This is a genomic window from Microbacterium sp. LWH3-1.2 (assembly GCF_040675855.1).
GTDB lineage: Bacteria > Actinomycetota > Actinomycetes > Actinomycetales > Microbacteriaceae > Microbacterium.
Genome location: NZ_JBEGIK010000001.1, coordinates 3,210,347 through 3,235,848, shown reverse-complemented (window position 1 = coordinate 3,235,848; position 25,502 = coordinate 3,210,347). Strand labels below are relative to the sequence as shown.

At 70.3% G+C, this 25,502-nt stretch carries 27 protein-coding genes; 15 read left to right on the top strand and 12 right to left on the bottom strand.

The features are described from left to right. Positions 1-39 precede the first annotated feature (39 nt). From MRBLWH3_RS15130 to MRBLWH3_RS15115, 4 genes are all read left to right on the top strand, one after another. Entirely contained in the window at positions 40-825 is a 786-nt protein-coding gene (locus MRBLWH3_RS15130; RefSeq protein ID WP_363433545.1) for an isoprenyl transferase, read from the top strand. A 45-nt stretch (positions 826-870) separates the two neighbouring features. Then, positions 871-1,992, top strand: a complete 1,122-nt coding sequence (locus MRBLWH3_RS15125) for an aminotransferase class V-fold PLP-dependent enzyme (protein WP_414685378.1) — start codon at positions 871-873, stop codon at positions 1,990-1,992. Positions 1,993-2,189: 197 nt separating this feature from the next. Next, a complete protein-coding gene (locus MRBLWH3_RS15120; protein WP_363433539.1) occupies positions 2,190-3,545 on the top strand; it encodes a PhoH family protein in 1,356 nt (451 codons plus the stop codon). Positions 3,546-3,713: 168 nt separating this feature from the next. Continuing rightward, the gene (locus MRBLWH3_RS15115; protein ID WP_363433536.1) at positions 3,714-4,466 is read left to right on the top strand and encodes a hypothetical protein; all 753 of its coding nucleotides are present in this window, start codon (positions 3,714-3,716) and stop codon (positions 4,464-4,466) included. A gap of 105 nt (positions 4,467-4,571) precedes the next feature. On the opposite strand, the gene MRBLWH3_RS15110 is transcribed toward MRBLWH3_RS15115, so the two are convergent. Genes MRBLWH3_RS15110 through xseA form a run of 7 tightly spaced genes read right to left on the bottom strand, consistent with a single transcriptional unit; the run spans position 4,572 to position 11,120 of the window. Next, positions 4,572-5,228, bottom strand: a complete 657-nt coding sequence (locus MRBLWH3_RS15110; RefSeq protein WP_363433533.1) for a response regulator transcription factor — start codon at positions 5,226-5,228, stop codon at positions 4,572-4,574. Further along, entirely contained in the window at positions 5,225-6,727 is a 1,503-nt protein-coding gene (locus MRBLWH3_RS15105) for a sensor histidine kinase (RefSeq protein ID WP_363433530.1), read from the bottom strand. Before MRBLWH3_RS15105 ends, MRBLWH3_RS15110 begins: the two co-directional genes overlap by 4 nt. Positions 6,728-6,777: 50 nt before the next feature. Next, positions 6,778-8,172, bottom strand: a complete 1,395-nt coding sequence (locus tag MRBLWH3_RS15100) for a class II fumarate hydratase (protein WP_341998297.1) — start codon at positions 8,170-8,172, stop codon at positions 6,778-6,780. Positions 8,173-8,221: 49 nt separating this feature from the next. Beyond that, on the bottom strand, positions 8,222-8,833 hold the full coding sequence (locus tag MRBLWH3_RS15095) for a carbonic anhydrase (RefSeq protein WP_414685408.1): 612 nt from the start codon (positions 8,831-8,833) through the stop codon (positions 8,222-8,224). A 35-nt stretch (positions 8,834-8,868) separates the two neighbouring features. After that, entirely contained in the window at positions 8,869-9,516 is a 648-nt protein-coding gene (locus MRBLWH3_RS15090) for a DUF4245 family protein (RefSeq protein ID WP_363433524.1), read from the bottom strand. Then, positions 9,516-9,758 carry an exodeoxyribonuclease VII small subunit gene (locus MRBLWH3_RS15085; protein WP_341998301.1) on the bottom strand — a complete coding sequence of 81 codons (243 nt, stop codon included), beginning with the start codon at positions 9,756-9,758 and terminating at the stop codon, positions 9,516-9,518. The genes MRBLWH3_RS15090 and MRBLWH3_RS15085 overlap by 1 nt, the downstream gene beginning before the upstream one ends. A 9-nt stretch (positions 9,759-9,767) precedes the next feature. Next, a complete protein-coding gene (gene xseA / locus MRBLWH3_RS15080) occupies positions 9,768-11,120 on the bottom strand; it encodes an exodeoxyribonuclease VII large subunit (RefSeq protein ID WP_363433520.1) in 1,353 nt (450 codons plus the stop codon). 457 nt (positions 11,121-11,577) lie between these two features. Between xseA and MRBLWH3_RS15075 the strand changes: the two genes are divergently transcribed. From MRBLWH3_RS15075 to MRBLWH3_RS15055, 5 genes are all read left to right on the top strand, one after another. After that, positions 11,578-12,618 (top strand): 4-hydroxy-3-methylbut-2-enyl diphosphate reductase, encoded by a 1,041-nt coding sequence (locus tag MRBLWH3_RS15075; RefSeq protein ID WP_363435553.1) that lies wholly within the window; start codon positions 11,578-11,580, stop codon positions 12,616-12,618. Continuing rightward, a complete protein-coding gene (locus MRBLWH3_RS15070; protein WP_363433517.1) occupies positions 12,615-13,181 on the top strand; it encodes a DUF6264 family protein in 567 nt (188 codons plus the stop codon). The genes MRBLWH3_RS15075 and MRBLWH3_RS15070 overlap by 4 nt, the downstream gene beginning before the upstream one ends. Before the next feature lie 137 nt (positions 13,182-13,318). After that, on the top strand, positions 13,319-13,858 hold the full coding sequence (locus MRBLWH3_RS15065) for a sigma-70 family RNA polymerase sigma factor (protein WP_363433514.1): 540 nt from the start codon (positions 13,319-13,321) through the stop codon (positions 13,856-13,858). Then, positions 13,855-14,568 (top strand): zf-HC2 domain-containing protein, encoded by a 714-nt coding sequence (locus MRBLWH3_RS15060; protein ID WP_363433511.1) that lies wholly within the window; start codon positions 13,855-13,857, stop codon positions 14,566-14,568. The genes MRBLWH3_RS15065 and MRBLWH3_RS15060 overlap by 4 nt, the downstream gene beginning before the upstream one ends. Positions 14,569-14,602: 34 nt before the next feature. Then, positions 14,603-15,154 carry an MOSC domain-containing protein gene (locus MRBLWH3_RS15055; protein WP_363433509.1) on the top strand — a complete coding sequence of 184 codons (552 nt, stop codon included), beginning with the start codon at positions 14,603-14,605 and terminating at the stop codon, positions 15,152-15,154. A gap of 58 nt (positions 15,155-15,212) precedes the next feature. Here MRBLWH3_RS15055 and fbaA read toward each other — a convergent pair whose 3' ends face one another. Continuing rightward, positions 15,213-16,244 (bottom strand): class II fructose-bisphosphate aldolase, encoded by a 1,032-nt coding sequence (fbaA, locus tag MRBLWH3_RS15050; RefSeq protein ID WP_363433507.1) that lies wholly within the window; start codon positions 16,242-16,244, stop codon positions 15,213-15,215. A 191-nt stretch (positions 16,245-16,435) separates the two neighbouring features. On the opposite strand from fbaA, the gene glpX reads away from it, so the two are divergent. Together glpX and MRBLWH3_RS15040 are read left to right on the top strand one after the other, a co-directional pair. Further along, a complete protein-coding gene (glpX, locus tag MRBLWH3_RS15045; protein WP_363433504.1) occupies positions 16,436-17,425 on the top strand; it encodes a class II fructose-bisphosphatase in 990 nt (329 codons plus the stop codon). 142 nt (positions 17,426-17,567) lie between these two features. Then, the gene (locus MRBLWH3_RS15040) at positions 17,568-17,780 is read left to right on the top strand and encodes a UDP-N-acetylmuramyl pentapeptide phosphotransferase (protein WP_082496936.1); all 213 of its coding nucleotides are present in this window, start codon (positions 17,568-17,570) and stop codon (positions 17,778-17,780) included. Between the two features lie 3 nt (positions 17,781-17,783). Here MRBLWH3_RS15040 and MRBLWH3_RS15035 read toward each other — a convergent pair whose 3' ends face one another. Both MRBLWH3_RS15035 and MRBLWH3_RS15030 read right to left on the bottom strand, forming a co-directional pair. Next, the gene (locus MRBLWH3_RS15035) at positions 17,784-19,127 is read right to left on the bottom strand and encodes a DNA recombination protein RmuC (protein WP_363433501.1); all 1,344 of its coding nucleotides are present in this window, start codon (positions 19,125-19,127) and stop codon (positions 17,784-17,786) included. A 64-nt stretch (positions 19,128-19,191) separates the two neighbouring features. Beyond that, positions 19,192-19,794 carry a 3'-5' exonuclease gene (locus MRBLWH3_RS15030; RefSeq protein ID WP_363433498.1) on the bottom strand — a complete coding sequence of 201 codons (603 nt, stop codon included), beginning with the start codon at positions 19,792-19,794 and terminating at the stop codon, positions 19,192-19,194. Positions 19,795-19,870: 76 nt separating this feature from the next. On the opposite strand from MRBLWH3_RS15030, the gene MRBLWH3_RS15025 reads away from it, so the two are divergent. Next, a complete protein-coding gene (locus MRBLWH3_RS15025; RefSeq protein WP_363433495.1) occupies positions 19,871-20,629 on the top strand; it encodes a class I SAM-dependent methyltransferase in 759 nt (252 codons plus the stop codon). Between the two features lie 15 nt (positions 20,630-20,644). On the opposite strand, the gene MRBLWH3_RS15020 is transcribed toward MRBLWH3_RS15025, so the two are convergent. After that, positions 20,645-21,301, bottom strand: coding sequence for an SAM-dependent methyltransferase (locus MRBLWH3_RS15020; RefSeq protein WP_363433493.1), 657 nt, complete (start codon positions 21,299-21,301; stop codon positions 20,645-20,647). A gap of 107 nt (positions 21,302-21,408) precedes the next feature. Between MRBLWH3_RS15020 and MRBLWH3_RS15015 the strand changes: the two genes are divergently transcribed. From MRBLWH3_RS15015 to MRBLWH3_RS15005, 3 genes are read left to right on the top strand one after another with little or no spacing between them, the layout of a single operon-like run. Next, positions 21,409-22,020 carry a dihydrofolate reductase family protein gene (locus MRBLWH3_RS15015; protein WP_363433489.1) on the top strand — a complete coding sequence of 204 codons (612 nt, stop codon included), beginning with the start codon at positions 21,409-21,411 and terminating at the stop codon, positions 22,018-22,020. Positions 22,021-22,078: 58 nt separating this feature from the next. After that, positions 22,079-23,152 (top strand): redox-regulated ATPase YchF, encoded by a 1,074-nt coding sequence (gene ychF / locus MRBLWH3_RS15010; RefSeq protein WP_363433487.1) that lies wholly within the window; start codon positions 22,079-22,081, stop codon positions 23,150-23,152. 24 nt (positions 23,153-23,176) lie between these two features. After that, entirely contained in the window at positions 23,177-23,743 is a 567-nt protein-coding gene (locus MRBLWH3_RS15005; protein ID WP_363433484.1) for an alpha/beta fold hydrolase, read from the top strand. 270 nt (positions 23,744-24,013) lie between these two features. On the opposite strand, the gene MRBLWH3_RS15000 is transcribed toward MRBLWH3_RS15005, so the two are convergent. Next, on the bottom strand, positions 24,014-25,414 hold the full coding sequence (locus MRBLWH3_RS15000) for an NAD(P)-binding protein (RefSeq protein WP_363433481.1): 1,401 nt from the start codon (positions 25,412-25,414) through the stop codon (positions 24,014-24,016). Between the last annotated feature and the right edge of the window lie 88 nt (positions 25,415-25,502).

Genomic DNA, 25,502 nt, shown 5'->3' with positions numbered 1-25,502 from the left:
ACGCTAGGGCGGACGTCCCGCGCGGGGTAGCGTAGGCGTGTGGTGCGCGGCGAGACGAACGAGGGCAGGGGGCCCCTCTATCGGCTCTACATCAACCGCCTGCGTCGTCGCCTGGATCCGGCATCCGTCCCACGACACCTCGCGATGATGATCGACGGCAACCGCCGGTGGGCCAGGCAGCTCGGCTACGACTCCGCCGCGCACGGCCACCGCGCGGGCGCGGCGAAGATGAAGGAGTTCCTCCGCTGGTGCGACGACGTGGGAATCCGCGTCGTGTCGCTGTACCTGCTGTCGAACGATAACCTGCGAAAGCGCGACTCGCGGGAGCTGTCGGACCTCATCGAGATCATCGCCGAACTCGCCGACGAGCTCTCGCATGAGCGCGACTGGCGCGTGAAGCACGTGGGCAGGGCCGACGCACTGCCCGAGGATCTCAGGAGGGTGCTCGCCGAGGTCGAGGCCCGCACGAAGGACAACATCGGTATGCACGTCAACCTCGCCGTCGGCTACGGCGGCCGGGGCGAGATCGTGGACGCCGTGCGCAGCATCATCGCCCAGCACGACGAGCGCGGCGGCTCCCTGGAGGAGCTGGCCGCGAGCCTCACCCCCGAGCAGATCGGCGAACACCTGTACACCGGTGGGCAGCCCGACCCTGACCTCGTCATCCGCACGTCGGGGGAGCAGCGGCTCAGCGACTTCCTGCTCTGGCAGTCGGCCCACTCTGAGTTCTACTTCGTCGAGGCCCTCGGCCCGGATCTGCGCGAGGTGGACTTCCTTCGCGCGATCCGCGACTTCGCCTCGCGGGACCGCCGATACGGCGGTTGAGCGGCCCTTCACACCGCTGATCCCACCTCTGCGAGAATGATCCGCGTGACGGATCTGGACTCATATCTGGCGTCGTTCGACGGGGAACCGGGGTATCTGGACTGGGCCGCTTTCGGGCCGCTCTCGCCCGCCGTCCGCAGCGAGGCGCAGGGCGACACCGAGCTGCTGGGCTCCGGCCGGCGCACGAGCATCGCGCTCGTCGCCGACCACGTGCGCGGGGCCCGCGAGCTGGTCGCCGAACTGATCGGGACGGATGCCTCGCAGGTGGCGCTGCAGCCGTCCACCACCTACGGACTGATGCACGCGATCTACGGGCTCGCCGGCGGGCTCATGCTGGGTCGCGGCGAGTTCCCCAGCCTCACCGTCGCGGCCGCACGCGCGTCGGAGGCATTCGGATCGGTGCAGCTGCAGTGGGTGGAGCCGGCCGACGGGTTCATGACGCCCGACGCGATCCGCTCCGCCGTCTCCGACGACACCCGCGCCGTCGCGGTCAGCCTCGTCGACTTCCGCACCGGGTACCGCACCGACCTGTCGGCGATCCGAGAGGTGATCGGCGACCGCCTGCTCATCGTCGACGCCATCCAGGGCTTCGGCATGGTCGATGCCGACTACCTCGCCGCCGACGTCGTGTGCGGGCATGGATACAAGTGGCTGCGCGCCGGCCGGGGGACCGGATTCGCCTGGTTCGGCGAGCGGGCGCTCGAGCGGATCGCCCCCGTGCTCTCCGGCTTCGCGGGCGTCGACGGCGACCTGCCCGTCGACGCCGTGCCCGCCCCGGCAGCGTCGGCTCAGGCGTTCTCCGTCTCGGGGATCGACACCCTCGCCGCCGCGCGCCTCGCCACGGCGCTGCGAGAAGTGGTGGAGGTGGGCGTCGCCGATATCGAGTCGGTGCTGGCCGAGCGGGCCGCCGACGTCATGTTCTTGGCGGATCGCTACGAGGTGCCGGTGATCACCCCGCGCGAGCCCGAGCGCCGCGCCGGCATCGTGACGCTGGCACCCGCCCCGCAGGACGCCGCCCCCCTGGCCGCGTCCCTTGCGAACCATGGCCTCACCGTCACCGCGCGGGCCGGCCGCATCCGGGTCGCACCCCACGTCGGCACCGGCGCCGACACGCTGCGTCTGTTCGGCGACGCGCTCGCCGCCTTCTCGTCGGCACGGGTCTGGTGATCGGGATGCTGCGGGCGCAGCATCCGTTCACCAACACGTAACGAGATTCTTGCGTGTCGGGCGCCTCCGATGCCTGTGCGCGGTCGTAGCGTGAGCGCATCGGGCAAGGAGCCCGGTCGAGTCGGCCTCAGGATCGCGACTCGTGACTCCGGTCGACTCGTGACTGCCGGGTGAACCACCCGGGGCGGGAGTGGGTTGTGACCACACGAGCACCACACGAGCAGCACAGTCAGGACCTCGAGCAGGTCGCGGCATCCGATCAGGATCTGCGCACCTACGTGCTCGACACTTCCGTGCTGCTCAGCGATCCGCGGGCGTTCTTCCGCTTCGCCGAACACAGCGTCGTGATCCCCGTCGTGGTGATCACGGAGCTCGAAGGCAAGCGGCATGATCCCGAGATCGGCTACTTCGCCCGGCAGGCGCTGCGCCACCTCGACGAATTGCGCGTCGAGCACGGACGCCTCGACTTCCCCGTTCCGGTCGGCGAGGGCGGGACGCTCCGCGTCGAGCTGAACAACACCGACGCGACCGTGCTGCCCTCGGGCATGCGGCTCGGCGACAACGACAGCCGCATCCTCGCGATCGCGATGAACCTGGCCCAGGACGGGCAGGAGGTCACCGTCGTCTCGAAGGACCTGCCGATGCGGGTCAAGGCGGCGTCGCTCGGCATCACCGCGGAGGAGTACCTCGCCGAGCAGGCGGTCGACTCCGGCTGGACCGGCATCTCCGAGATCGACGTCTCGGGGGACGACATCAGCGACCTGTACGAGAGCGAGGTCGCCGCGAGCGAGGACGTGCAGGGGTTGCCCGTGAACACCGGGCTGATCATCCACTCCGAGCGGGGCTCGGCGCTGGGGCGCGTCGTGGGCGACGGCGAGTACCGCCTGGTCCGCGGCGACCGTGAGGTGTTCGGGCTCCACGGACGTTCGGCCGAGCAGCGCATCGCGATCGACCTGCTCCTCGACCCCGAGGTCGGCATCGTGTCGCTGGGGGGCCGTGCCGGCACCGGAAAGTCGGCGCTCGCGCTGTGCGCCGCGCTCGAAGCAGTGCTCGAACGGCAGCAGCAGCGCAAGATCATCGTGTTCCGGCCCCTGTTCGCCGTCGGTGGCCAGGAGCTCGGGTATCTGCCGGGGGATCAGCAGGAGAAGATGAACCCCTGGGGCCAGGCGGTGTTCGACACGCTCGGCTCGGTGGTCTCGACGAATGTGCTCGACGAGGTGGTGGAACGGGGCCTCCTCGAGGTGCTGCCCCTCACCCACATCCGCGGTCGGTCGCTGCACGACGCGTTCGTGATCGTCGACGAGGCGCAGTCGCTCGAGCGCAACGTGCTGCTCACCGTGCTGAGCCGCATCGGGCAGAATTCGCGGGTCGTGCTGACCCACGACGTCGGCCAGCGCGACAACCTGCGAGTCGGTCGTCACGATGGCGTCGCGTCGGTGATCGAGACTCTCAAGGGGCACTCGCTGTTCGGCCACGTGACGCTCGTGCGGTCGGAGCGGTCGGCCATCGCCGCACTCGTCACCGACCTCCTGGAAGCCGGAGAACTCGCCTGAGAGGGCCCGTGACCCACTGAGGACGCAGCGGGTCGGAATCCCGGATCCCGGCCCGCTGCGGCGCGCGACCATGAGGAAAGTCTCATCGCCCACGGCGCATCCCGCGCGATCGGTCTGTCACCATGGATGACGGGAGACGATTCCGCGCACACGGAGGGAAGGCGAGACGTGGACGCACGCACGGGGCTCGTGATCGGCGGCATGACCGCTGTCGCGGCGAGCGTCGCCGTCGTAACCGCCGTCGCTCTCGCGAACACCGCGGCCCTCGTGGACTCGGAAGGCACAAGCGTCGCCTCGAAACGCGTCGTCGTGCCCGCCCCGGCATCCGCGTCGGCGACGCCTCGGCCCACGCCGGCGGCGACATCTGACGCACTCATCCCGTCCGCCGAGCCGGAAGTGGTCGAGGCGCCTTCACCCGTCCACGTCGCGCCCCCCGCCTCGACGGGCAAGCGTACGCCCGCGACGACCGAGGCGGTCGCACCTGCTGCTCCGGCCCCGCCTGCCGACATCGACGCCGCCATCGCCGCCGCGGAGGCGGCGGGAACATGGGACGCACTGCGTGGCTGGGCGGCCGCGAACGGCTGGTCGAATGCACGGCTCGAAGCGCTGATCGCCCGTCTCGAGCGCGAGAACGCCGACCAGAGCGAGAAGCAGGACCTGAAGAGTTCGAGCGAATCGAGCGATTCCACCGCCCAGCGGCAGAGCTTTGTCCAGGTCCAGGCCCAGGCCCAGGCCCCGGCGCCTGCCCCGGTGTCGGCGCCGGAGCCGGAGCTCCCCGCGGCGGAAGAGAAGCAATCCGGTCAGCAGTCGACCGGTTCACAACCTCCCGCTCAGGCGGGATCGAACGTCGCACACGGCAACGGCGCCGGGAACGACGGGAAGAAAGACCAGTCGCGCAATTCCCCAGACAAGCGCGACTGATAACGGTCGGATCCCCCAGTCCGGCCTTTCACAGCCCCCGGTGTCCCCCAGCACCGGGGGCTTCTTCCTGCCTCGGGAACGCCTGAGCGGGGTGCCCGGACAGGTTCACTCCCAGCGGTAGCCCGCGCCGCGGACGGTGACGATATGGTCGGCGCCCAGCTTGCCGCGGAGGTACCTCACATACACGTCGACCACGTTCGAGCCCGGGTCGAAGTCGAGCCCCCACACACGGCTCAGCAGCTGCTCGCGGCTGAGCACGCGGCCCGGGTTGCGCAAGAACTGCTCGGCGAGTGAGAACTCGCGCGCCGACAGGTCGACCTCTCGACCGCCGACAGTCGCACGGCGCGCCAAGATGTCGAGCATCACGTCGCCGTGCGAGATCGAGACGCCCGCCTGCGGCACGCTCTCGCGCAGGCGCGAGCGCACTCGGGCCAGCAGCTCTTCGAACGTGAACGGCTTGGGCACGTAGTCGTTGGCCCCGGCATCCAGTCCGGTGACCGTGTCGCGCGTGCTGGAGCGCGCCGTGAGCATGATGACGGGCACCGCAGAACCGCGGGCGCGCAGCTCGTGCAGCACCTCGAAGCCGTCCATCGTCGGCAGGCCGACGTCGAGCAGCACGAGGTCGGCGTCGCCGCGCAGCGCCGACTCCAGCCCCTCGGGGCCGTCGTCGAAGACGAGCGTCTCGTAGCCGGCGGCTTCCAGGCCGCGACTCACGAACGCGGCGATGCGCGGTTCGTCCTCGACGATGAGGATCCTGGTCATCCGGCGGCCTCCCGTTGCAGCACGTCTCCGGCACGCACCGGTGCCGGCAGTTCGGCCTCCGTCGGAGGCAGGTGGATGGTGAACGTGGCCCCGCCGCCCGGCGTGTCGGTGACCACGCAGTGCCCGCCGTGACCCTTCGCGATCGCGTCGACGATCGCGAGGCCGAGGCCCGAGCCGCCGACCGAGCGCTTCACATGAGCGCGGTCGAATCGCCGGAATATCCGGGCCCGCGCCCCGGGCGGGATGCCGGGACCGTGGTCGCGCACCCAGAGCCGGGATCCCTCCTCGGAGTGGGCGCTGCCGATCTCGATGGGGCTGAGCTCGGGCGTGTACTTGGCGGCGTTGTCGGCGAGCTGCAGCCATGCCTGCAGCAGGCGGTCCTGATCGCCGATCGTGGTGCCGTCGGCGCGAGCCTCGATGGTCCAGGTGTGGCCGGGGATCACGGCGACGAGTTCGGCGATGCGCTCTGTGAGCGCGGAGAGGTCGACGGTGTCGAGGCTGTACGAGTCCGCCTCTGCGGTGGCGAGCAGGTCGATGTCCTCGACGAGCCGGGTGAGCCGGTCGAGCTCCGCGATTCCGATGTCGCGCGCCGACGCCACATCCGCGGCATCCTGCGGGTTCATGAGCTCGAGGTGACCGCGGACGATCGTGATGGGCGTCTTCAGCTCGTGGCGCACGTCGTCGAGGAGCTGTCGCTGCCCGTCGACGGAATCCTCCAGGCGGTCGAGCATCGAGTTGACCGTGCGCGAGAGGTCGGCGATGTCGTCGTTGCCCTGAGGCTCGAGCCTGTGCGAGAGGTCGGTGATCGAGATGGCGTCGGCCGTCTCACGGAGGCGGCGGATCGGCGACAGGAGCCGACCCGTGACGAACCAGCCCACCACGCCGATGGCGATCAGGACCGCGACGGCGGCGATGACGTACGTCGTCATGGCGAAGGTCACCGGCTGGAGCTCTGCGCCGAGGTCGACCGCACGCACGTAGAGCCCCTGGCGGGGGTCCCCATCCATCTGAACAGGGATGGCGATATAGCGCAGGGATCCCTCGTCGGTGACCGCCGTGCCCCGTGTGGTGTCGCCGCCCGCGGTCTCCCTGACGACGCGGTCGATGAGCTGCTGGTTCTTCGAGATGTCGATGCCCGAGAGCGTCGTCGGCACCCACCGCGGCACTCCGTCGATCAGCGCCAGAGAGCCTTCGTTCCTCGCCGGAACCAGGCGCGCGACCACGGCTTTCAGATAGTCGTCGACGTTCCGGAACTCTTCAGTGTCCAGCTCCTCGACCGCCGCCGACGCGCTGCCCGACGCGCCGACGGCGGTCCGGTCGGCGACGGACTCCAGTACCTTCACCTGATTGCGGAGGCGGTCGTTGACTCCGGCCAGGGCCTGCTCCCGCTGCACCAGGAACGTCACGCTGCCCACGATTGCCAGCCCGACGCATGCGACAGCCAGGATCGCGGCGAGGATCCTGACGCGCGCGGGAACCGGGCGGGGCGTTCGGGCCATGTCCCGATTATCCCGCCGACGCACGGCTGGCGGCATGGGGGCGGGCGGTATCAGCCCGGGTGCGTCATCGAGAGAAGGTCGAGCTTCTCGTCGAGCTGCTCGAGCGTGAGCTCGCCGCGCTCCACGTAACCGAGGTCGATCACGGCCTCGCGCACCGTGATGCCCTTCGCGACGGAGTGCTTGGCGATCTTGGCGGCGGCCTCGTAGCCGATGAGCTTGTTGAGTGGGGTCACGATGGACGGCGACATGCCGGCGTACGCGGCCGCGCGCTCGACGTTCGCCTCGAGTCCGTCGATGGTCTTGTCGGCAAGCACGCGCGACGTGTTCGCGAGCAGCTCGATCGACTCGAGGACGGCGCTGCCCATGATCGGGATGGCGACGTTGAGCTCGAAGGCGCCGGAGGCGCCCGCCCACGCGACGGTCGCATCGTTGCCGATGACGCGGGCGCACACCATGAGCGTCGCCTCGGGGATCACCGGGTTGACCTTGCCGGGCATGATCGACGATCCGGGCTGCAGGTCGGGGATGTGCAGTTCGCCGAGGCCGGTGTTCGGGCCTGAGCCCATCCAGCGCAGGTCGTTGTTGATCTTGGTGAGCGACACCGCGATGGTGCGGAGGGCGCCGGATGCCTCGACCAGGCCGTCGCGGTTCGCCTGAGCCTCGAAGTGATCCTTGGCCTCGGTGATCGGTAGCTCGGTGTCGGACACGATGAGCTCGATGACACGCTGCGGGAACCCGAGCGGCGTGTTGATCCCGGTGCCGACGGCCGTACCGCCGAGCGGGACCTCCGCGACGCGGGGGAGGACGGCCTGCACACGCTCGATGCCGAGGCGGATCTGGCGGGCGTAGCCGCCGAACTCCTGGCCGAGTGTGACGGGCGTCGCGTCCATGAGGTGCGTGCGACCCGACTTCACGACGCTCTTCCAGAGGTCGGCCTTGGCCTCGAGGGCGACGGCCAGGTGGTCGAGCGCAGGGATCAGATCGTCGATGAGCTCCTGCGTCACCGCGATGTGCACCGAGGTCGGGAACACATCGTTCGAGGACTGCGACGCGTTGACGTGGTCGTTCGGGTGAACGGTCGCGCCGAGCGCCTGCGTGGCGAGGGTCGCGAGCACCTCGTTCATGTTCATGTTCGACGACGTGCCGCTGCCGGTCTGGTAGACGTCGATCGGGAACTGGTCGGCGAACTCGCCGGCGATGATGCGATCGGCCGCACCCGCGATGGCGTCGGCGATGGCTCCGTCGAGCGTGCCGAGCTCCTTGTTCGCGAGGGCCGCGGCCTTCTTGATGCGTGCGAGCGCGACGACCTGGGCGGGCTCCAGCCGGTCGCCCGAGATGGGGAAGTTCTCCACGGCGCGCTGCGTCTGCGCGGCGTACAGCGCGTTCTTGGGCACGCGCACCTCGCCCATGGTGTCGTGCTCGATGCGGTACTCGATGTCGGTCACGTCGTTGTTCCTCACGTGTCGGTACAGGGGTGTCGGGGAAAGGAGGTGTTCAGGCGGCGTCGGTGATCCCGACCACGACGTCGGGAATCGCAGTGCCTTCGCCGAGACGGTAGTTGGCGCCGACGATCGCGAGGCGCCCTTCCGCGACGGCGGAGCTGATGAGCTCGGAAGAGTGCAGCAGCTCGCCGACCGTGTCGCGAAGGTGCTCGCGGCCGACCTCTTCGGCGTCGATCTCGACGGGGTAGACGCCGTCCACGGCCGAGGCCCGCTGAACGCGGCGCACTGCGGGAACGATGGGCGAGATCAGGCGCCAGATGTGCGGGGGCAGCGGATCGGCGTCGGGGCTGGTGCTGTCGATCGCCGCACGGACGGCGCCGCACGCGTCGTGGCCCAGCACGACGATGAGCGGCACTTCGAGCACCGCGACGGCGTACTCGAGGCTGCCGACGACCGACTCGGAGACGACCTGCCCGGCGTTGCGCACGACGAACAGGTCGCCGAGGCCTTTGTCGAAGATGATCTCCGCCGCCAGGCGCGAGTCCGCGCAGCCGAACAGGGCCGCGCGGGGTCGCTGCCCTCCCGCGAGCTCATGCCGGGTGTCGACGTCCTGCCGGGGGTGGCGGGGTTCGCCGGCGACGAAGCGCGCGTTGCCGCGCTGCATCTCCCGCCAGGCCTTTGCGGGCGTGGGCTGGTCGGTCACTCGGCCTCCTCGCGTAGTGCGGTGATCTGGTCCGTGACGGAGCGGGCCGTGTCCTCGAGGGCGTCCGCGCCGGCGGCCCCGTAGATGAGCACCGTGTCGGCGCCGGCATCGGTGGCGAGCGCGACCGAGATGTTCCCGGTGCGGTCGGGGTCGAGCTCGTAGCGCTCCCACGTGATGCCGTCGATCGTGACGGTGTCCTGGGGGGCGGAGCCCGACAGGACACGGGCCTCCCATGCCTCGTCCGCGTCGAACCCCTGCGCGACGCGGAGGAATCCGCGGGCGTTCTCGTCGGCGGGCGCGTAGACGACGGTGAACGCGCGCACGCCTCCGTCGCCCTCGACGCCCGCGCGGTTGACGATCCACGCGTCGGACATCTCCGGGGTGATGACCGTCCGTCCCTCGGAGGTAGCGACGCCCTCGGCGACGGAAGCCACGTCGATCGCCTCGCGCGGTGGCGGCGTGCCGCGAGGCACGGCGGCGATGATCACGACGACGACCGCCAGCGTCGCGAGCAACGCCGCGATGAGATTGCGGACGTTCTGGCTCGAGCGATAGATCCGCGACGACTCCGCCTTGCGGTCGGCGGTCTCGTCAGGAGTCTCAGGACGACCGAGCTCGGCGACGATCCGGGGTTCACGTGCCATCAGAGCGCCTCGCCCTGTGTGCGATCGACGGACGCGCGCGCGGCCTCGAGCCGGCGCTTTGCACCCAGCAGCCACTCCTCGCAGCGCGCGGCGAGGGCTTCGCCGCGCTCCCACAGTGCGAGGGAGTGCTCGAGTGTCGGGGCGCCCTGCTCGAGTTCGGCGACGACGCGCACGAGTTCGTCGCGCGCCTGCTCGAACGAGAGGGTCGCGACGTCCGCGAGGGCGCCGCTCGTCTCAGTCATGCCAACAGTCTATTCGGGTGCGGGGCCGGCCCCGCGCCCGACCCGGTTCGGCTGGGCGACGTCGCCCGCGGCGGTGGCGCCCCCGTCGGGACCCTCGGTGATCTCCCCATCGGAGCGAGCGGCGAACGATCCGCGCCCCACGGTGACGACGACGGAAGTGGATGCCGGAGCCTGGGCCGCGTCGCGCACGATCACGCCGTCGGCGAGATGCGCGATGGCGTAGCCGCGAGCGAGCGTCGATGCCGGCGAGAGCGCGCGGAGCGTTGCGCGGAGTTCTGCGGTGCGCTGGTCCTGCACGCGAAGCGACCGGTCGATCCGGTCGCGCCCGCGGGCGACGAGCAGCTCGACCTCGTGCGAGCGCGTGGTGAGCAGCGTCTCGGGGGCGCGCAGCACCGGGCGCGAGCGCAGCTGCTCGAGCTGGGCGATGTCGTGCGAGAGGCGCTGCGTGAGCCGCAGGGTCATGCGCGCGCGCAACTGCCCGACCAGCGCGCGCTGCTCTGCGACATCCGGCACGACGCGCTTCGCCGCGTCGGTCGGGGTCGATGCCCGCAGGTCGGCGACGTCGTCGAGGAGCGGATGGTCGTTCTCGTGGCCGATGGCGCTCACGACGGGAGTGGATGTCGCGGCGACCGCGCGGATCAGGCGCTCATCGCTGAAGCCCAGCAGAGTCTGAGGGTCGCCGCCACCTCGAGCGATGATGATGACGTCGACATCGGGTGCGGCATCCAGCGCCTTCAACGCCGCGATCGTCTCGGGGACGCACCTGTCGCCCTGCACCGCGGCGTACTTCGTCTGGAAGCGCACCTGCGGCCAGCGCAGCTCGGCGTTGCGGTGGACGTCCTTCTCGGCATCCGAGTTCTCACCGGTGATGAGACCGATGAGGTGGGGCAGGAAGGGGAGCGGCTTCTTGCGGGACGGATCGAAGAGCCCCTCGGACCGCAGCTGCACGCGCAGGCGCTCGAGCTTCTCCAGCTGGTCTCCGAGTCCCACGTGACGCATCGCCGAGACTCCGAAGCTGAAGTCGCCGTTCTTCACGAAGTAGTCGGCCTTGACGCACGCGATGACGTGATCGCCCACCTTGAGGTCGTCGGGCAGCCGATCGCGCGTCGACGACCAGATGCGGAAGGAGATCGTGGCATCGGTCACCAGGTCTCTCAAACGACCGAACACGTTTCCGCCCCGCTGGTTCCACCCGGTGATCTCGCCCTCGACCCACACCGATCCCCATGTCTGGACGAACCCGCGGATCGTGTCGTTCAGACGAGCCACGGACGTGGGCGCCTGTGCCGTCGAGTCGCGCGGCGGCACCGAGTCGGGAGGCGGTGGCTCGCCGGGGACGGCGGCAGGCTGGAAACTCGTCATGCGGTCCTTACTCTGCTGATGTGTGGTTTCGGGAGCGTCGTCGGTTTCTGACCGCTCCGGCGATGCCGCGCATGGCTGGACATGTGGTTGCCGTTCTGACGGCTGGAAAGGGTGGGCCGCCCGGTGTCCCGCCGCCGAAGTCGCCGCCCGCTCCCATCCCGCTTCCCGCGCCTCCGACGACCGGAACCGCCGCGAGAGGAGAAGCCGCACGCAGGCCGTCCTCGCCCTCGCCCGCCGACGCATCGACGTGACCCGGGCGCTCCTGCGAGACGGCACGACCTTCCATCAGGAATCACCGCCCGCCACGCCGATCACCGCTTGACAAGTCAATCGAGATTCCCTTCGTGCCCTCGCGCGGGCTCCCCGTCGGAGGCCCCGCTCTGGAGCCCGCCCGTAGAATCGAGGGGTGAGCATCAGCACCCCGGGACAGACCCGACCGAGTCAGGCCCCTGTGAGCATGCCCGTCCCGCGGATCCCGCGGCGGCGCGAACCGCTCAAGGATATCGCCGGGGTCGGACAGAAGCGGGTGCTCCTGGCATCGCCGCGTGGCTACTGCGCGGGCGTGGACCGTGCCGTCATCGCCGTCGAGAAGGCGCTCGAGCGCTTCGGCGCGCCCGTGTACGTGCGCAAGCAGATCGTGCACAACATCCACGTCGTGACGGAGCTCGAGAAGCAGGGGGCCATCTTCGTCGAGGAGGTCGATGAGGTCCCCGCCGGTGCTCATGTCGTGTTCAGCGCGCACGGCGTGTCGCCCGCGGTCGTGGACGCGGCATCCGATCGGGGTCTCCGCGCCATCGACGCGACGTGCCCCCTCGTGACGAAGGTGCACCGCGAGGCGGTGCGCTTCGCGCGGGACGACTTCGAGATCCTGCTGATCGGCCACGAGGGGCACGAAGAGGTCGAGGGCACGGCGGGCGAGGCGCCCGACCACGTCACGATCGTCAACTCGCCCGAAGAGGCCGACACGATCCAGGTGCGCGACCCGTCCAAGGTCGTGTGGCTGTCGCAGACGACGCTGTCGGTCGACGAAACCATGGAGACGGTGCGGCGGCTGCGGGTGCGCTTCCCGCAGTTGCAGGATCCGCCGTCGGATGACATCTGCTACGCCACCCAGAACCGCCAGGTCGCCATCAAGAAGGTAGCGAAGGACGCCGACCTCGTGATCGTGGTCGGCTCGGCGAACTCATCGAACAGCGTGCGGCTCGTCGAGGTCGCGCTCGAGCACGGCGCCAAGGCCGCCTACCGCGTCGACTATGCGGACGAGGTCGAGCAGGCGTGGCTCGAGGGCGTCGAGACCGTCGGTGTCACCAGCGGCGCCTCGGTGCCGGAGGTGCTCGTCCAGCAGGTGCTCGACGACCTCGCCGCCGCCGGCTACCACGATGTGGAAGAGGTGCGCACGGCGGAGGAGGACCTGATGTTCTCGCTCCCGAAAGAGCTGCGACAGGATGCCGGCGGTAAGCGCGACGACCGCGCCTTGGGCGGCCGGAGCCGTTCATGAGCGACGCCGCGAACGCCGAGCCCGACCCGCGCTCCCGTCCGCGTCCCCAGTACGGCGAGTACGCGACGCCCGAGGAGCAGCGCGCGCGCATCCGGGAGCCGGCGCCCCGGCAGGAGCCGGTCGCGCCGATCGTGACGGATGCGCCGGCCGGCGGCATCCCCTCCGCTCCCGTCGTCGCGGAGAAGCGTCAGCACCCGGTCGACCGCATCATCACGTTCGCGCTGCTGGCGTACGGCCTGGTGAACGTGATCACGTCGGTGCCGGCCTTCCTCGACTACGGCACGTACGCCGAGACGATGCTCGGTCTGATGGGCGTCGACACGCAGCTCTCGGACCCCGCCGCCGGAAGACCGTGGGCGATCGCGGCCGCCGTCGTCCTGACGATCGGCTGGTGCCTGACGACGGCACTGTCGGTCTGGAACATGCGCCGCTCGCGGATCTCGTGGTGGATCCCGCTGGCGGGAGGCATCGTCTTCTCACTGACGGCCGGCGCGCTCATGGTCGCGCCCCTGACGAACGACCCCGCCGTCTGGCAGGCGCTCCTCGACAGCACGCGACTCTGAGCCTCCGCGGCACGCGGCGTCCGTCGGGTGCGGCGACGGCGGGACCGGGCCATACTCTCAGGTGACCGCGCGGACGCACAGCGGATTCACGTGAACCCGCTGACGGTGCGTCTCGTGTCTCCTGCGGGAGGTGATGGATGCCGCACGACAGCGTGGCGCGTCGACACAGCGCCGCCGGACGCGAGGCAGCGCGCCTGGCCGCCATGTACGACGCGCATGCGGCGCCGGTGTGGCGCTACGTCGTGCATCTCACCGGCGATCGCGCCGGTGCCGACGATATCGTGCAGGAGACGCTGCTGCGGGCGTGGCGAACGCCCAAGATCCTCGAGCAGGATCCGTCGACCACGCGCTCGTGGATGTTCACCGTGGCGCGGCACCTCGTGATCGACGAGGCGCGCAGCGCTCGGCGGCGCCGCGAGATCGACGTCGCCGAGGTCCCGGAGCGCACCGCCCCGGATGCCACCGACGCGCTGTTCGAGGCGATCCTCGTCGAAGAGGCGCTGGCGACGCTCACGACCGACCACCGCGCCGTCGTCGTACGCGCCTACTACCGCGGCCTCTCCGTTGCCGAGATGGCCGACGAGTTGGACATCCCGGAGGGCACCGTCAAGTCGCGCCTCCACTACGGGCTGCGCGCCCTCCGGCTCACCCTGCAGGAGAAGGGGGTGACACGATGACCACGGATCACGCCCGCTTCGCCGACTGGGACGCCGCATACGTCGTGCGCGCGCTGAGCGGCGACGACCGCCGCCGGTACGAGGCCCATCTCGACGGCTGTCCCGTGTGCCGTGACGCGATCGCCGACCTGGTGCCGTCGCTGGGCCTGCTCGCGCGGGTCGCGCCCGAGCGCGCAGAGGCGCTGCTCGGGCCGTCGCTCCAGGAGGGCCCCGATCCCGCTGCCCGGGAGCGCCTGGTTGTCCGCGGCACGCGGGATTCGCGGCGGCGTCGCATCATCGCGTGGGGCAGCGGCCTCGTCGCCGCGGCGGTCGTCGCCGTCGTGGTCGCATTCGCGGTGACGACGGCGGTCGCGCCGGCGAGGGATCCCGAAGAGGTCGTGGCGCTGCAGGCCGTGACGGATGTGCCGCTGACCGCGCAGGTCGAGTTGACCGACGTGGCGTGGGGCACCCGCATCGCGATGACCTGCCACTACCCGCCCAGCCGCGATCCCTACGCAGCGGACCAGGAGTGGCCGTACGTCCTGGTCGTCACATCGGCCGACGGCACGACCAGCGAGCTGTCGTCGTGGCGCGCCGGCCCGGGGACCACGGCGCACCTTGACGCCGGCACCGCGCTCGACCGGGACGACATCGCATCGATCGAGGTACGCGCCGTCTCGGACGGGCGTGTACTGCTGCGCGGCGAGCCGGCGGCGTCGCCGGGGGAGTGAGCGCTGGGCGCGGGGCCGTGGCTAGGATGAGCGGATGCCTCGTCTGGTCGCCGTCTGCGCCGTCCGACAACTGCGCTCCGATGCCGGCCCCGTCGGCGTGACCGCGATCGACAAGGGCCCGGTCGACGGACCGGTCCGGGTCGGACCGTACGGCGTATACGCCGACGTGCAGGCCGATCGTAAGCATCACGGCGGCTTCGACAAGGCGCTCTACGCGTACGCCGCGGAAGACGCCGCGTTCTGGGAGTCCGAGCTCGGTCGCGAGCTTCCGCCCGGCTGGTTCGGCGAGAACCTGCGGGTCGAGGGGATCGACGTCAACGCCGCGCTCATCGGCGAGCGGTGGCGGATCGGCGACCGTGTCGTGGTCGAGGTAACGATGCCGCGCACCCCCTGCCAGACGTTCGCGCGCTGGGTCGGCGGCGACGACGCGCGCGGCTGGGTCAAGCGTTTCTCGAGCGAGCGCCGCCTCGGCCCGTACCTGCGGGTCGTGCAGGGTGGCCGCGTGCAGGCCGGCGACGAGATCGTCGTCGTCCATCGCCCTGAGGGCGCACGCGGTCTCCTCGACCGCTATACCGATCCCGGGTAGACGAAGGCCCCGGCGCCGGCCGCGAGGCCGGTGCCGAGGCATCCGTCGAATCCGCCGCCTACGCGGCGAGGCTCTTGCCGGCCGAGCCGAGCTGCTGCGTGGCCTCGACCACGCGGGCAGCCATCGCGGACTCCGCGATCTTGCCCCACGCGCGCGGATCGTAGGCCTTCTTGTTGCCCACCTCGCCGTCGACCTTCAGGACGCCGTCGTAGTTTTGGAACATGAAGCCGGCGACGGAGCGCGTGAACGCGTACTGGGTGTCGGTGTCGATGTTCATCTTCACGACGCCGTTGGCGACCGCGAGGGCGATCTCCTCGTCGGTCGAGCCGCTGCCGCCGTGGAAGACGAGGTCGAGGGGCTTCGGGCCGGTGCCGAACTTCGACGCGATGCCTTCCTGGATCTCGCCGAGGAGCTCGGGGCGGAGCTTGACGTTGCCGGGCTTGTAGACGCCGTGGACGTTGCCGAAGGTGAGGGCCGAGATGTAGCGGCCGTTCTCGCCGAGGCCGAGCGCCTCGACGGCCTTGGTCACGTCGGCGACGGTCGTGTAGAGCGCCTCATTGGAGCCCTCGTGCTGCACGCCGTCCTCTTCGCCGCCGACGACGCCGATCTCGACCTCGAGGATCGCGTTGATGTTCTTGAGCCGGGGGAGGAGGTCCTTCGCGATCTCGATGTTCTCGTCGAGGGGCACGGCCGAGCCGTCCCACATGTGGGACTGGAAGATCGGGTTGCGGCCGGCCTTGACCTCTTCCTCCGACGCCTCGATGAGCGGCAGCACGAAGTCGGCGAGCGCGGGCTTGGGGCAGTGGTCGGTGTGGAGGGCGACGGTGATCGGGTAGCTCTTGGCGACCTCAGTGGCGAACTTCGCGAAGGCGAGCGCACCGGCCGCACGAGCCTTGACGGTGTGGCCTGCGAAATAGTCTGCGCCACCCGTCGTCACCTGGATGATGCCGTCGGAACCGGCTTCGGTGAGACCCTGCAGCACGGCGTTGATCGACTGCGAGCTGGCGACGTTGATGGCGGGATACGCGAAGCCACCGGCCTTCGCGCGGTCCAGCATGTCGGCGTACTGCTCCGGGGTGGCGACGGGCATGAGTGCTCCCTTTGATCGAGTGGGCGTCACCGCAAACTCTACCCAAGCGCCGGATGAGGGAACGGATGCTGCCGTCCGGCCTCTCGCGGGAAACCCGCGTCCCTGCACCATTGGAAAGAAAGGACATTCCTTTGCGTTCCAGTGCATGAAATTCCCGTGATTCGGGCGCAATGCTGGCATAGGCTGACCGCATGGTGAGCCTGACCGCGGATATGAGTCCCCTCCACCCCGACCGCAACCTCGCACTCGAACTCGTGCGGGCGACCGAAGCGGCGGCGATCCGCGCGGTGCCGTTCATCGGCCGCGGCGCCAAGGAAGCGGCCGACGGGGCCGCCGTCGACGCGATGCGCGCGTTCTTCACCACCGTCAACTTCGATGGGACCATCGTCATCGGCGAGGGCGAGAAGGACGAAGCGCCGATGCTCTACAACGGCGAGCGCGTCGGCAACGGCCGCGGCCCGCAGGCCGACGTCGCGGTCGACCCGATCGACGGCACCTCGCTGACTGCAGCCGGGCGCAACAACGCCCTCTCGGTGATCGCCGTCTCCGACCACGGCACGATGCTCGACGCATCCAGCGTCTTCTACATGGACAAGCTCGTCACCGGCCCCGCCGGCGTGGGCGTCGTCGACATCCGCCTTCCGATCGGCGAGAACATCCGCAGGCTCGCAAAGGCGCTCGACAAGCCCGTCGACGAGCTGGTCGTCTCGGTGCTGCATCGTCCTCGCCACGAGCGTCTCATCGAGGAGATCCGCGACGCCGGCGCCGGCACGCGTCTGATGAGCGACGGCGACGTCGCGGGCGGCATCAACGCCGCGCGCCACAACGCCCGCACCGACATGTGCGTCGGCGTCGGCGGCAGCCCCGAGGGCATCGTCACCGCGTGTGCGATCAAGGCGCTCGGCGGCCATATCCAGGGGCGCCTGTGGCCCCGCGACGACGACGAGAAGCAGCGCGGCATCGACGCGGGCCTGAAGCTCGACGGCTTCGTCTACGAGGCCGATGATCTCGTGAAGGGCAGCAACACGATCTTCGTCGCGACCGGCGTCACGGATGGCGCGCTCGTCGCCGGCGTCCGCCGCGAGGGCGGGTACGTGTACACCGAGAGCGTCGTGCTGCGCGGCGCGTCGGGGACGCTGCGACGGATCTCCTCGGAGCACCTCGTCTCGAAATGGCTCTGATCGGCAGGTGTGTCGCACCTGTCGCGGTGCGACACGTGACCCTGCCGTGATCGTTTCGTGACCGGCTGCCGGAGGAACTCTGGCAGAATCTTGTGTGGTGTCGATGGAGACACATTCGTGTTTCCTACTCGAGGAGTTGACGATGTCTGCGCACTCAGCCGATCCGTCGTCGCCCCAGACGGGCGCGCAGGCCGTGGTCGCCAACGCGATCGATCCGGCCCGCCGGCCCGACGTGCTGCTGCGCGTGCGCCGTGATGAAGGTCACGAGATCAGCGCGTGGTGGATGATCGGCGCGTTCGTCGGCGTCTCCGCAGCGGTCATCGTGCTCTTGAGCTTCGTCCCCGGCGGCGCCTGAGCCTCACTCGTTCGGCGACGCGATACGGGAGCGCACGTCGCCGAGCTCCGCAGTGGCGGTGAACGGCGTCGCGTCGGCGTCGCCTTCGGCACGGGGATCGGTGGCTTCTTCCAGCCCGGGGAGCGTCTGATCGAGCAGCTCCGGCGCTGTGAGGCGGCGCGGGCTCTTCTCGATGGCGGCCGGCTCGTTCACCGCGTCGAGCTTGGTCGCGTCGATGCCGGGGAACTTGCGTGCGCTCACCAGAACGCGCGTCTCGAGCGAGCCGGCGAACCGGTTGTAGCTGTCGACCGTGCGCTCGATCGCCCGGCGCAGGTCGTCGGCGTGCGACGCCAGCGACCCGAGTCGCTCGTAGAGCTGGTTGCCGAGGTCGAACAGTGCGCGGGCCTCTTGCGAGACGTCCTGCTGGGTCCACGTGTACGCCACGGTCTTGAGCACCGCCCAGAGGTTCACCGGCGACGCCAGTGCGACGCGCTTGCCGAAGGCGTAGTCGAGCAGCGAGGGGTCCTCCTCGAGCGCGGCAGCGAGCAGCGATTCGCTCGGCACGAAGCAGACCACGAACTCCGGGCTCGACGACAGCCCGGCCCAGTAGGTCTTGCGCGCGAGCGCGTCGACGTGCGCCCGCACGGCCTTGACGTGCTTGTCGAGCAGTCCCCGCCTCCGCGCCGCCTCGGCGCCCTGCGCGGTCAGCGGGATCGCGCTCGCCTCGAGGAACGCGTCGAGCGGTACCTTGGCGTCGACCGCGATCGCCTTGTCACCGGGAAGTCGGATGACCATGTCAGGGCGGCCGGCGCCGGCGTCGGACGTGATCGACGCCTGCAGGTCGAAGTCCACGTGACGCGTGAGCCCGGCGGCCTCGACCACCCGCCTCAGCTGCGTCTCGCCCCACACGCCCCGCGTGCTGCCCGAGCGCAGAGCGCTCGCCAGAGACTCCGTGGTCGCGCGCAGTGCCTCGTCGGATTCGTGGGCGCGCCGGAGCTGCTCGGCGAGCGTGCCGAACTGGAGGTGCCGATCCCGCTCGAGGTCGTCGACCTTCGTGTGCATCGCCGCCAGCGTCTCCTGCACGGGGGCCAGCGCCCTCAGCACCGACTGCTCGCGACGCTCACGCTCCTCGCGCGCCGCCTGGTCGTGGCGCGCTTGGCTCGCGAGGTCGCGATAGAGCAGCTGCTGGTGTTCGAGCTGTGCCTGCACGCCCTGCCGCGCGGCCTCCGAACCGGCGAGCCGTGCGGTGATGTCGGCGTGGTCGCGCGCCGCGCGCGCCGCGCTCCGCGCGAGCCCCGCAACCCACCCCGCCAGGGCACCGACGAGGAGACAGACGACTACCACCACACTGATCACGACTGCGTCCATGGCTCCAGGGTGCCGGATGCCTCGGACATCGCCGCGGCGGCGGGCCGCAGCATCCGTTTCCGGGCTACGCGACGGCGAAGCTGACGGCGGGGGTCTCGGCGACCGCGATCTGAGACACCCGCACGCCGACCGCCGCGGTGAGAGCCTCGATGTCGTCGGCGCCGACGCGTCGCGCCGCGTCGATCATGACGTGGGCGCACGCCATCGCGTCGGCCGTGGCGTTGTGGTGCGGGAAGTCGGCGAACCCGGCCTCCGCGGCGACGTACGGCAGCCGGTACGACTCGAGCTTGTAGACCCTGCGCGCGACCTGAAGGCTGCAGGCGTAGCGGTACGGCGGACACTCGTCGCCGGTCGCGTCGCACGCGCGCTTGAGCACCGCCATGTCGAAGCCGGCGTTGTGTGCGACGAGGACGTCGGAGCCCGCGAACGCGACGATGTCGGCGAGCTGGCGAGTCCACGGCGCCGCGTCGGCGACGTCCTCGGGCCGAATGCCGTGGATGCGCACATTGAGCTCGAAGAACACGTCGTGACCGGCCGGCGGGCGGATCAGCCAGCCCGTCCTGTCGACGATCTCACCGTCGCGCACCCGAACGAGTCCGACCGCACAGGCCGAGGCGTTGCTGGAGTTCGCCGTTTCGAAGTCGATCGCGGTGAAGTCCAGAGGCACACCCCCAGACTCACCCTGGCACCCCTGCGCAGCCGGTAGGCGCGCCGAGCGCGCCCGGTCGTCATAGGGTCGGAGCATGGCCAGTCGCGAGGAGATGTCGCTGTCGTTCGGGGCGGCCGCAGGCGCGTACGAGTCGGGCAGGCCCGGCTATCCGCGCGAGGCCGTGGATTGGATGCTCGCTCCGGTGCGCGAGCCCGGACGCGCCCTACGCGCGGCCGATGTCGGCGCGGGCACGGGCAAGCTCACCCGCACCATCGTCGAGGCAGGGGCCGAGGTCGTCGCGATCGACCCCGATGCCGACATGCTGGCCGCACTCCGCGAGCACGTCCACGGCGTTCCCACCTTCGTGGGGACGGCGGAACGGATGCCGCTTCCCGACGCCTGCGTCGACGCGGTGCTCCTCGGGCAGGCGTGGCACTGGGTCGACCCGGTCACCGCCTCCGCCGAGGTCGGGCGAGCGCTCCGCCAGGGCGGCGTGCTCGGGCTCGTGTGGAACACCCGCGACGGATCCGATCCGTGGGTCGCGCGCCTCTCCGCGGCGATGCACGGCAGCCACGCCGAGGAGATACTCGGAGGCGACGGGCCGCGCGTGGCGGATCCGTTCGATGCGCTCGAGCGCCGGTCGTGGACCTGGACCCGCTCCCTCACGCGGGCGGCGCTGCTCGACATGGTCGCCTCGCGCAGCTATGTCATCACCGCGTCCGATGCTCACCGCGCGGCGATCCTGGCCGCTGTGAGCGCGCTGTTCGACGAGCGACGCATCACCGAGGTCACCGGGGACGAGGTCGTGGACCTGCCGTATCTGACGCACGCGTATCGCGGCATCCGTCCCTGAGCCTCCCGCCGGTCGTCACGCACGGACGGTGCCGACCACGCGCCAGGGGCCGGTGGCCTCACGGTAGCTCGGCTCGAATCCGCGCCCTCCGAGCACCGCGATCATGGCATCCGGCGGGTGCGCGTACGCGCGATACGGGTTTCCCGTCACGGCGTACACCGCGTTGATCGCGCGCGCCGAGAAACGGGCGAACAATGTGTGCGGGGGATGGCTGAAGACGACGGCGTGCTCGGCGCGGCCGGCTGCGGCGCCGAGCAGCCGCTCGTAGTCCGGGTAGCAGCAGACGACGCGATGCAGCACGACGATGTCGGCCCGTTCGACCGCCTCGGGTGTGCCAGCGAGATCGACCCCCAGCATCCGCGTCACCCGATGGCGCAGGCCCGCCTCGTCGAGCAGCCGCGCGGCCTCGGGCTCGTACGCCGCGGACAACTCCACGTTGGTGGTGTGGGAGGCGCCGCGTTTGAGGGCCTCGAGCTGGATGTCGCCGATCCCGCCGCCGATCTCGAGGAGGGAGGCACCCGCCAGGCCGATGGAGCTCGCGAAATCGAGCACCAGCGCCGCGCTCGGCGTGAGGCCGTCGCGTCGATACTGCTTCGCCAGCCGCCGGGCGAAGCGGGCGTTGAACTCCCGGTCGTATCCGTCCGGCGCGTGCGGTGCACAGCACTCGTCCACGCCCTCAGTATCGCGCCGGGCGACGAACCCGGCAACGGCGGCGCCGGCACGAGCCTTCGGGGGGCCGAGGCTGTCGCGTGTCTGCAGCGGCGCGTACCGTGTCGCGGGTGCGCACTCTCACCGTCTGCAACTTCGTCACCGTCGACGGCCGCTACGAAGACGATGACCACGACATCGGTTCCTTCTTCGAGCACTGGCATCCCGACTATCAGGGGTCCGACACGTTCGACCACTACACGACCGCGCTGCTTCGCGAGTCGGGCACGCTGCTGCTCGCGGGGCGCCGCTCCGCGCTGGGCAACCTCGGGTACTGGACCGGAGTGCGCGCGAACCCCGAGGCAACCGACATCCGTCACGAGTTCGCCGAGCTGATCCTCGATGTCGAGAAGGTCGTGGTCTCCGACACGATCACCGAGGACGACATCGCGCCGTACGAGAACATCCGAATCGTGCGGGTGGCCGAGGCGCGGGCCGAGGTCGCGCGGTTGAAGCAGGGCGAGGGCGCGGGCATCCTGGTGCTGCTCGGCCGGGTGCTGTGGAACGACCTCATGCGCGCCGGGCTGGTGGACGAGCTCCACCTCGTCACGTTCCCGCTCATCGCCGGGTCCGGAGTGCCGCTGTTCGACGAGCGGCCGGCGGTCGCTCTCAAGCTGCTCGAGTCCCGGTCTTGGGACCAATCGGGCAACGTGCTGATGCGGTGGCGCGTCGACCCCGACTGAGATCGAGCGGGCGGATGCCGCAGTGAGCAGCATCCGTCCGCACCTAGACTGGATGCCCGTGGCTCTCACCATCGGAATCGTCGGTCTCCCGAATGTCGGCAAGTCGACCCTCTTCAACGCCCTGACCAAGAACCAGGTGCTCGCGGCGAACTACCCGTTCGCGACGATCGAGCCCAACATCGGCGTGGTCAACCTTCCCGACCCGCGACTCGGGAAGCTCGCCGAGATCTTCCACTCCGAGCGGATCCTGCCGGCCGCGGTGTCGTTCGTCGACATCGCCGGCATCGTCCGCGGCGCGAGCGAGGGCGAGGGCCTGGGCAACAAGTTCCTCGCGAACATCCGCGAGGCCGACGCCATCGCCCAGGTCGTGCGTGGCTTCGATGACGACGACGTCGTGCACGTCGACGGCGCGGTCGACCCGCAGAGCGACATGGAGACCATCAACGCCGAGCTTCAGCTCGCCGACCTCGAGACGCTGGAGAAGGCGATCACGCGGTACGAGAAGGAGGTCAAGGGCAAGAAGCTCGATCCCTCGGTGCTCGCGGCCGCCGTCGAGGCGAAGGACGCCCTCGAGCGCGGCGTGCTGCTGTCGGCCTCGGGCATCGACCTGGCGCCGATCAAGGAACTCGGCCTTCTCACCGCGAAGCCGTTCATCTTCGTCTTCAACGTCGACGAGGCGGTTCTGACGGATGCTGCGAAGAAGGCGTCGCTCGAGGCGCTGGTCGCTCCGGCCAAGGCAGTGTTCCTCGACGCGAAGATCGAGTCCGAGCTCATCGACCTCGACCCCGAGGACGCGGCGGAGCTGCTGGCGTCGACGGGTCAGGACGAATCGGGTCTCGACCAGCTGGCACGGATCGGCTTCGACACGCTGGGCCTCCAGACGTACCTGACGGCCGGCCCGAAGGAGGCGCGCGCCTGGACCATCGGCAAGGGCTGGAAGGCCCCGCAGGCGGCCGGCGTGATCCACACCGACTTCGAGAAGGGCTTCATCAAGGCCGAGGTCATCTCGTTCGACGACCTCGTGGCGACAGGCTCGGTGGTGGAGGCACGCTCGAAGGGCAAGGCCCGCCTCGAAGGCAAGGACTACGTCATGCAGGACGGCGACGTCGTCGAGTTCCGCTTCAACGTCTGACGACCGCTTCCCGGAAAGGCCCCCATGACCGACACCACGCAGATCTTCGATCCCGACGGCCGCGCGATCCCCTACATCGTCGAGGGCGACGGGCCCATCGGCCTCGTGCTGATCGCCGAACCCGGGCAGGATGCCTTGGGCGTCGTCGGGCACTACCTCGCCGAAGAGGCGGGGTTCCACATCATCCGCGTCGGCTACCGCGCGAACGCCGAGCCCGCCGCGACGGGTGATCAGGCCGACGACGTCGTGTCGATCATGGACGCGCTGGGCCTCGAGCGTACCTGGGTCGGGGGTCACGGACGCGGCGGCACCGTCGCGCGTGCGCTGGTCGCCGCGCACCCGGAGCGCGTCAACGGACTACTGCTGCTGGGCGTCGAGGACGAAGACATCGCGCTGGCGCCGGTGATCCCGGTGCTGATCGTGCAGGGCGCCGACGACGACGTGACCCCGGCCGTGAACGGCGAGCGGCTGCAGGCCACTGCGCCCGAACGGGTGAGCGTGAAGACCCTCGACGCAGCAGGTCACCTCTTCCCGCTCACGCACCCGGTCGAGACGGCGGTCATCGTCGAGGAGTACCTCGACTGGGACTGAGATCCGCTCCGCCCGGCCGAGGTCGCCGAAGCTGTGCAGTCCGCGCGACGCGAAGCCGACGCAGAAGCGGAATGCCGCCTGTAGGAAGTGGTGGGCGGCGACGAACCGGCTGCGCCACGAGCAGCCGCCACGGCGCTGCCCGGCCGAGCGCGAACGCGACGAGAAGGAAGACGACGGCGACGCCGAGTCCCCAGTAGTCCGACCGCCGCCTTCGGCGGATCTCCGCAGGCCCGATGTCGCACACACCCGGCTGGTGGAGCGCGGTCTGGTTCATGGCGACATTCGGCGCACCGGCTGCACGATCCCGGCGAACTCCGCCAGGCGCGCGCGCCCCGCGCCGATATTCTCCTTGAAACGGGCCGCCGCGGCGAGCACTGCGGGGTCGTCCGTCCGGTCCGCCGGGACACGCGCCGGGTTCAGCGAGGTCGTGTTCGACCATGCTCGCAGGTCGGTCTCCCTCGACATCGCCAGCGAAGCGTCACCGCCGATCGTCTGCATCGTCGCCCAGTCCGCCGGAGTGTCGGAATACGGCGATGGGCGGCACACGCGGTTCTTCTCGGCGTCGTCGTCGCGCGTCGCCTCGACGTAGCCCGTGAGCGCCGCGCCGTAGCAGGGGAAGCCGACCCGCACCGGCTGAGGCGTGATGGCCCCCGGGGTCCAGATCGGCTTGAGACCCGGGTACTTCAGCCCTTCGGCCGCGCAGTGGACGACGAGCGAATCGGCGGGCACGTGCACGTCGCCGTCGGCGAAGGTCAGGCGTCCCTTCCCGACGGAGTGGAGGCGGCCGCGCCGGATCACGTCGTCGATCGAGCGGACGAGGTCGAGTTCCCACGTGGCGAGCGTCGGTGTCTTGGCCATCGTCGGGGTGACAGCGGGATCGAAGCGCAGCATGATCCCGGCTTCCTCCATGCGGAAGAAGACGTCATCGGCGTCGGATGCAGCCGCAGCCGCGGCCATCGTGTCGGCGGCCATTCCGAGGAAGATCGCCGGGTCGGGCTGCACGACGGCACGGTTGAGCAGCCACGGGTCACGAGGTCGCACCCAGGTGATGGCGTCCGGTGCGACGCCGTTCTGCAGCAGCCACACGCACGTGTCGGTCGCAGTCTTGCCCGCGCCCACGATGACGTAATGACCGGGGGCCTCGGCGATGCGGACGAGTTCGTTCACCGCTACGACGTGGGCGCCGTCCTCGATCGCGAACGGCGGGGGAGTGAGCAGCGGGATGTCGGGCGACAGGTAGCGCGCGTCGACCACACGGGCACCCGGCGCGTGGAACCGGGCGCCGCTCAGGAGCGACACGAACCGACGGTCGCCCACGTACTCGCTGCGGCCGTGAAACGCGACGCGGCCCGAGCGGACGAACCGGGCGAGAACGCGCGCGTAGTACTCCGACACCTCCGCGGCGCTGGCGCGCTCGTGGAGGCCGCGCTCCGGGCCGTCGGCCTGCAGACGGCCCGCGCCGAGCAGCGTCGAGGCGACGCCGTAGAAGGCGGACGCCTGGTGCAGCCGCACGAATCCGTACGCGTCGAGCCAGTGCCCCCCGGCGCCGTGGCGGCGTTCGACGATCGCGACCGACACGTCGTCGGCCGCGGCGGTGAGTGCGTCCACGAACGCCATCCCCATCGCCCCTGCCCCGACGACCACGTAGTCGACGTCGACGATCGCCTCCATGCGCTCATCAGAGCAGTGCGCGTGCCGCCCGTCAATGGCGCCTACGACACCGAGACCCTTGACGGCAAGAGGGCGCGCGCCGTGCGCC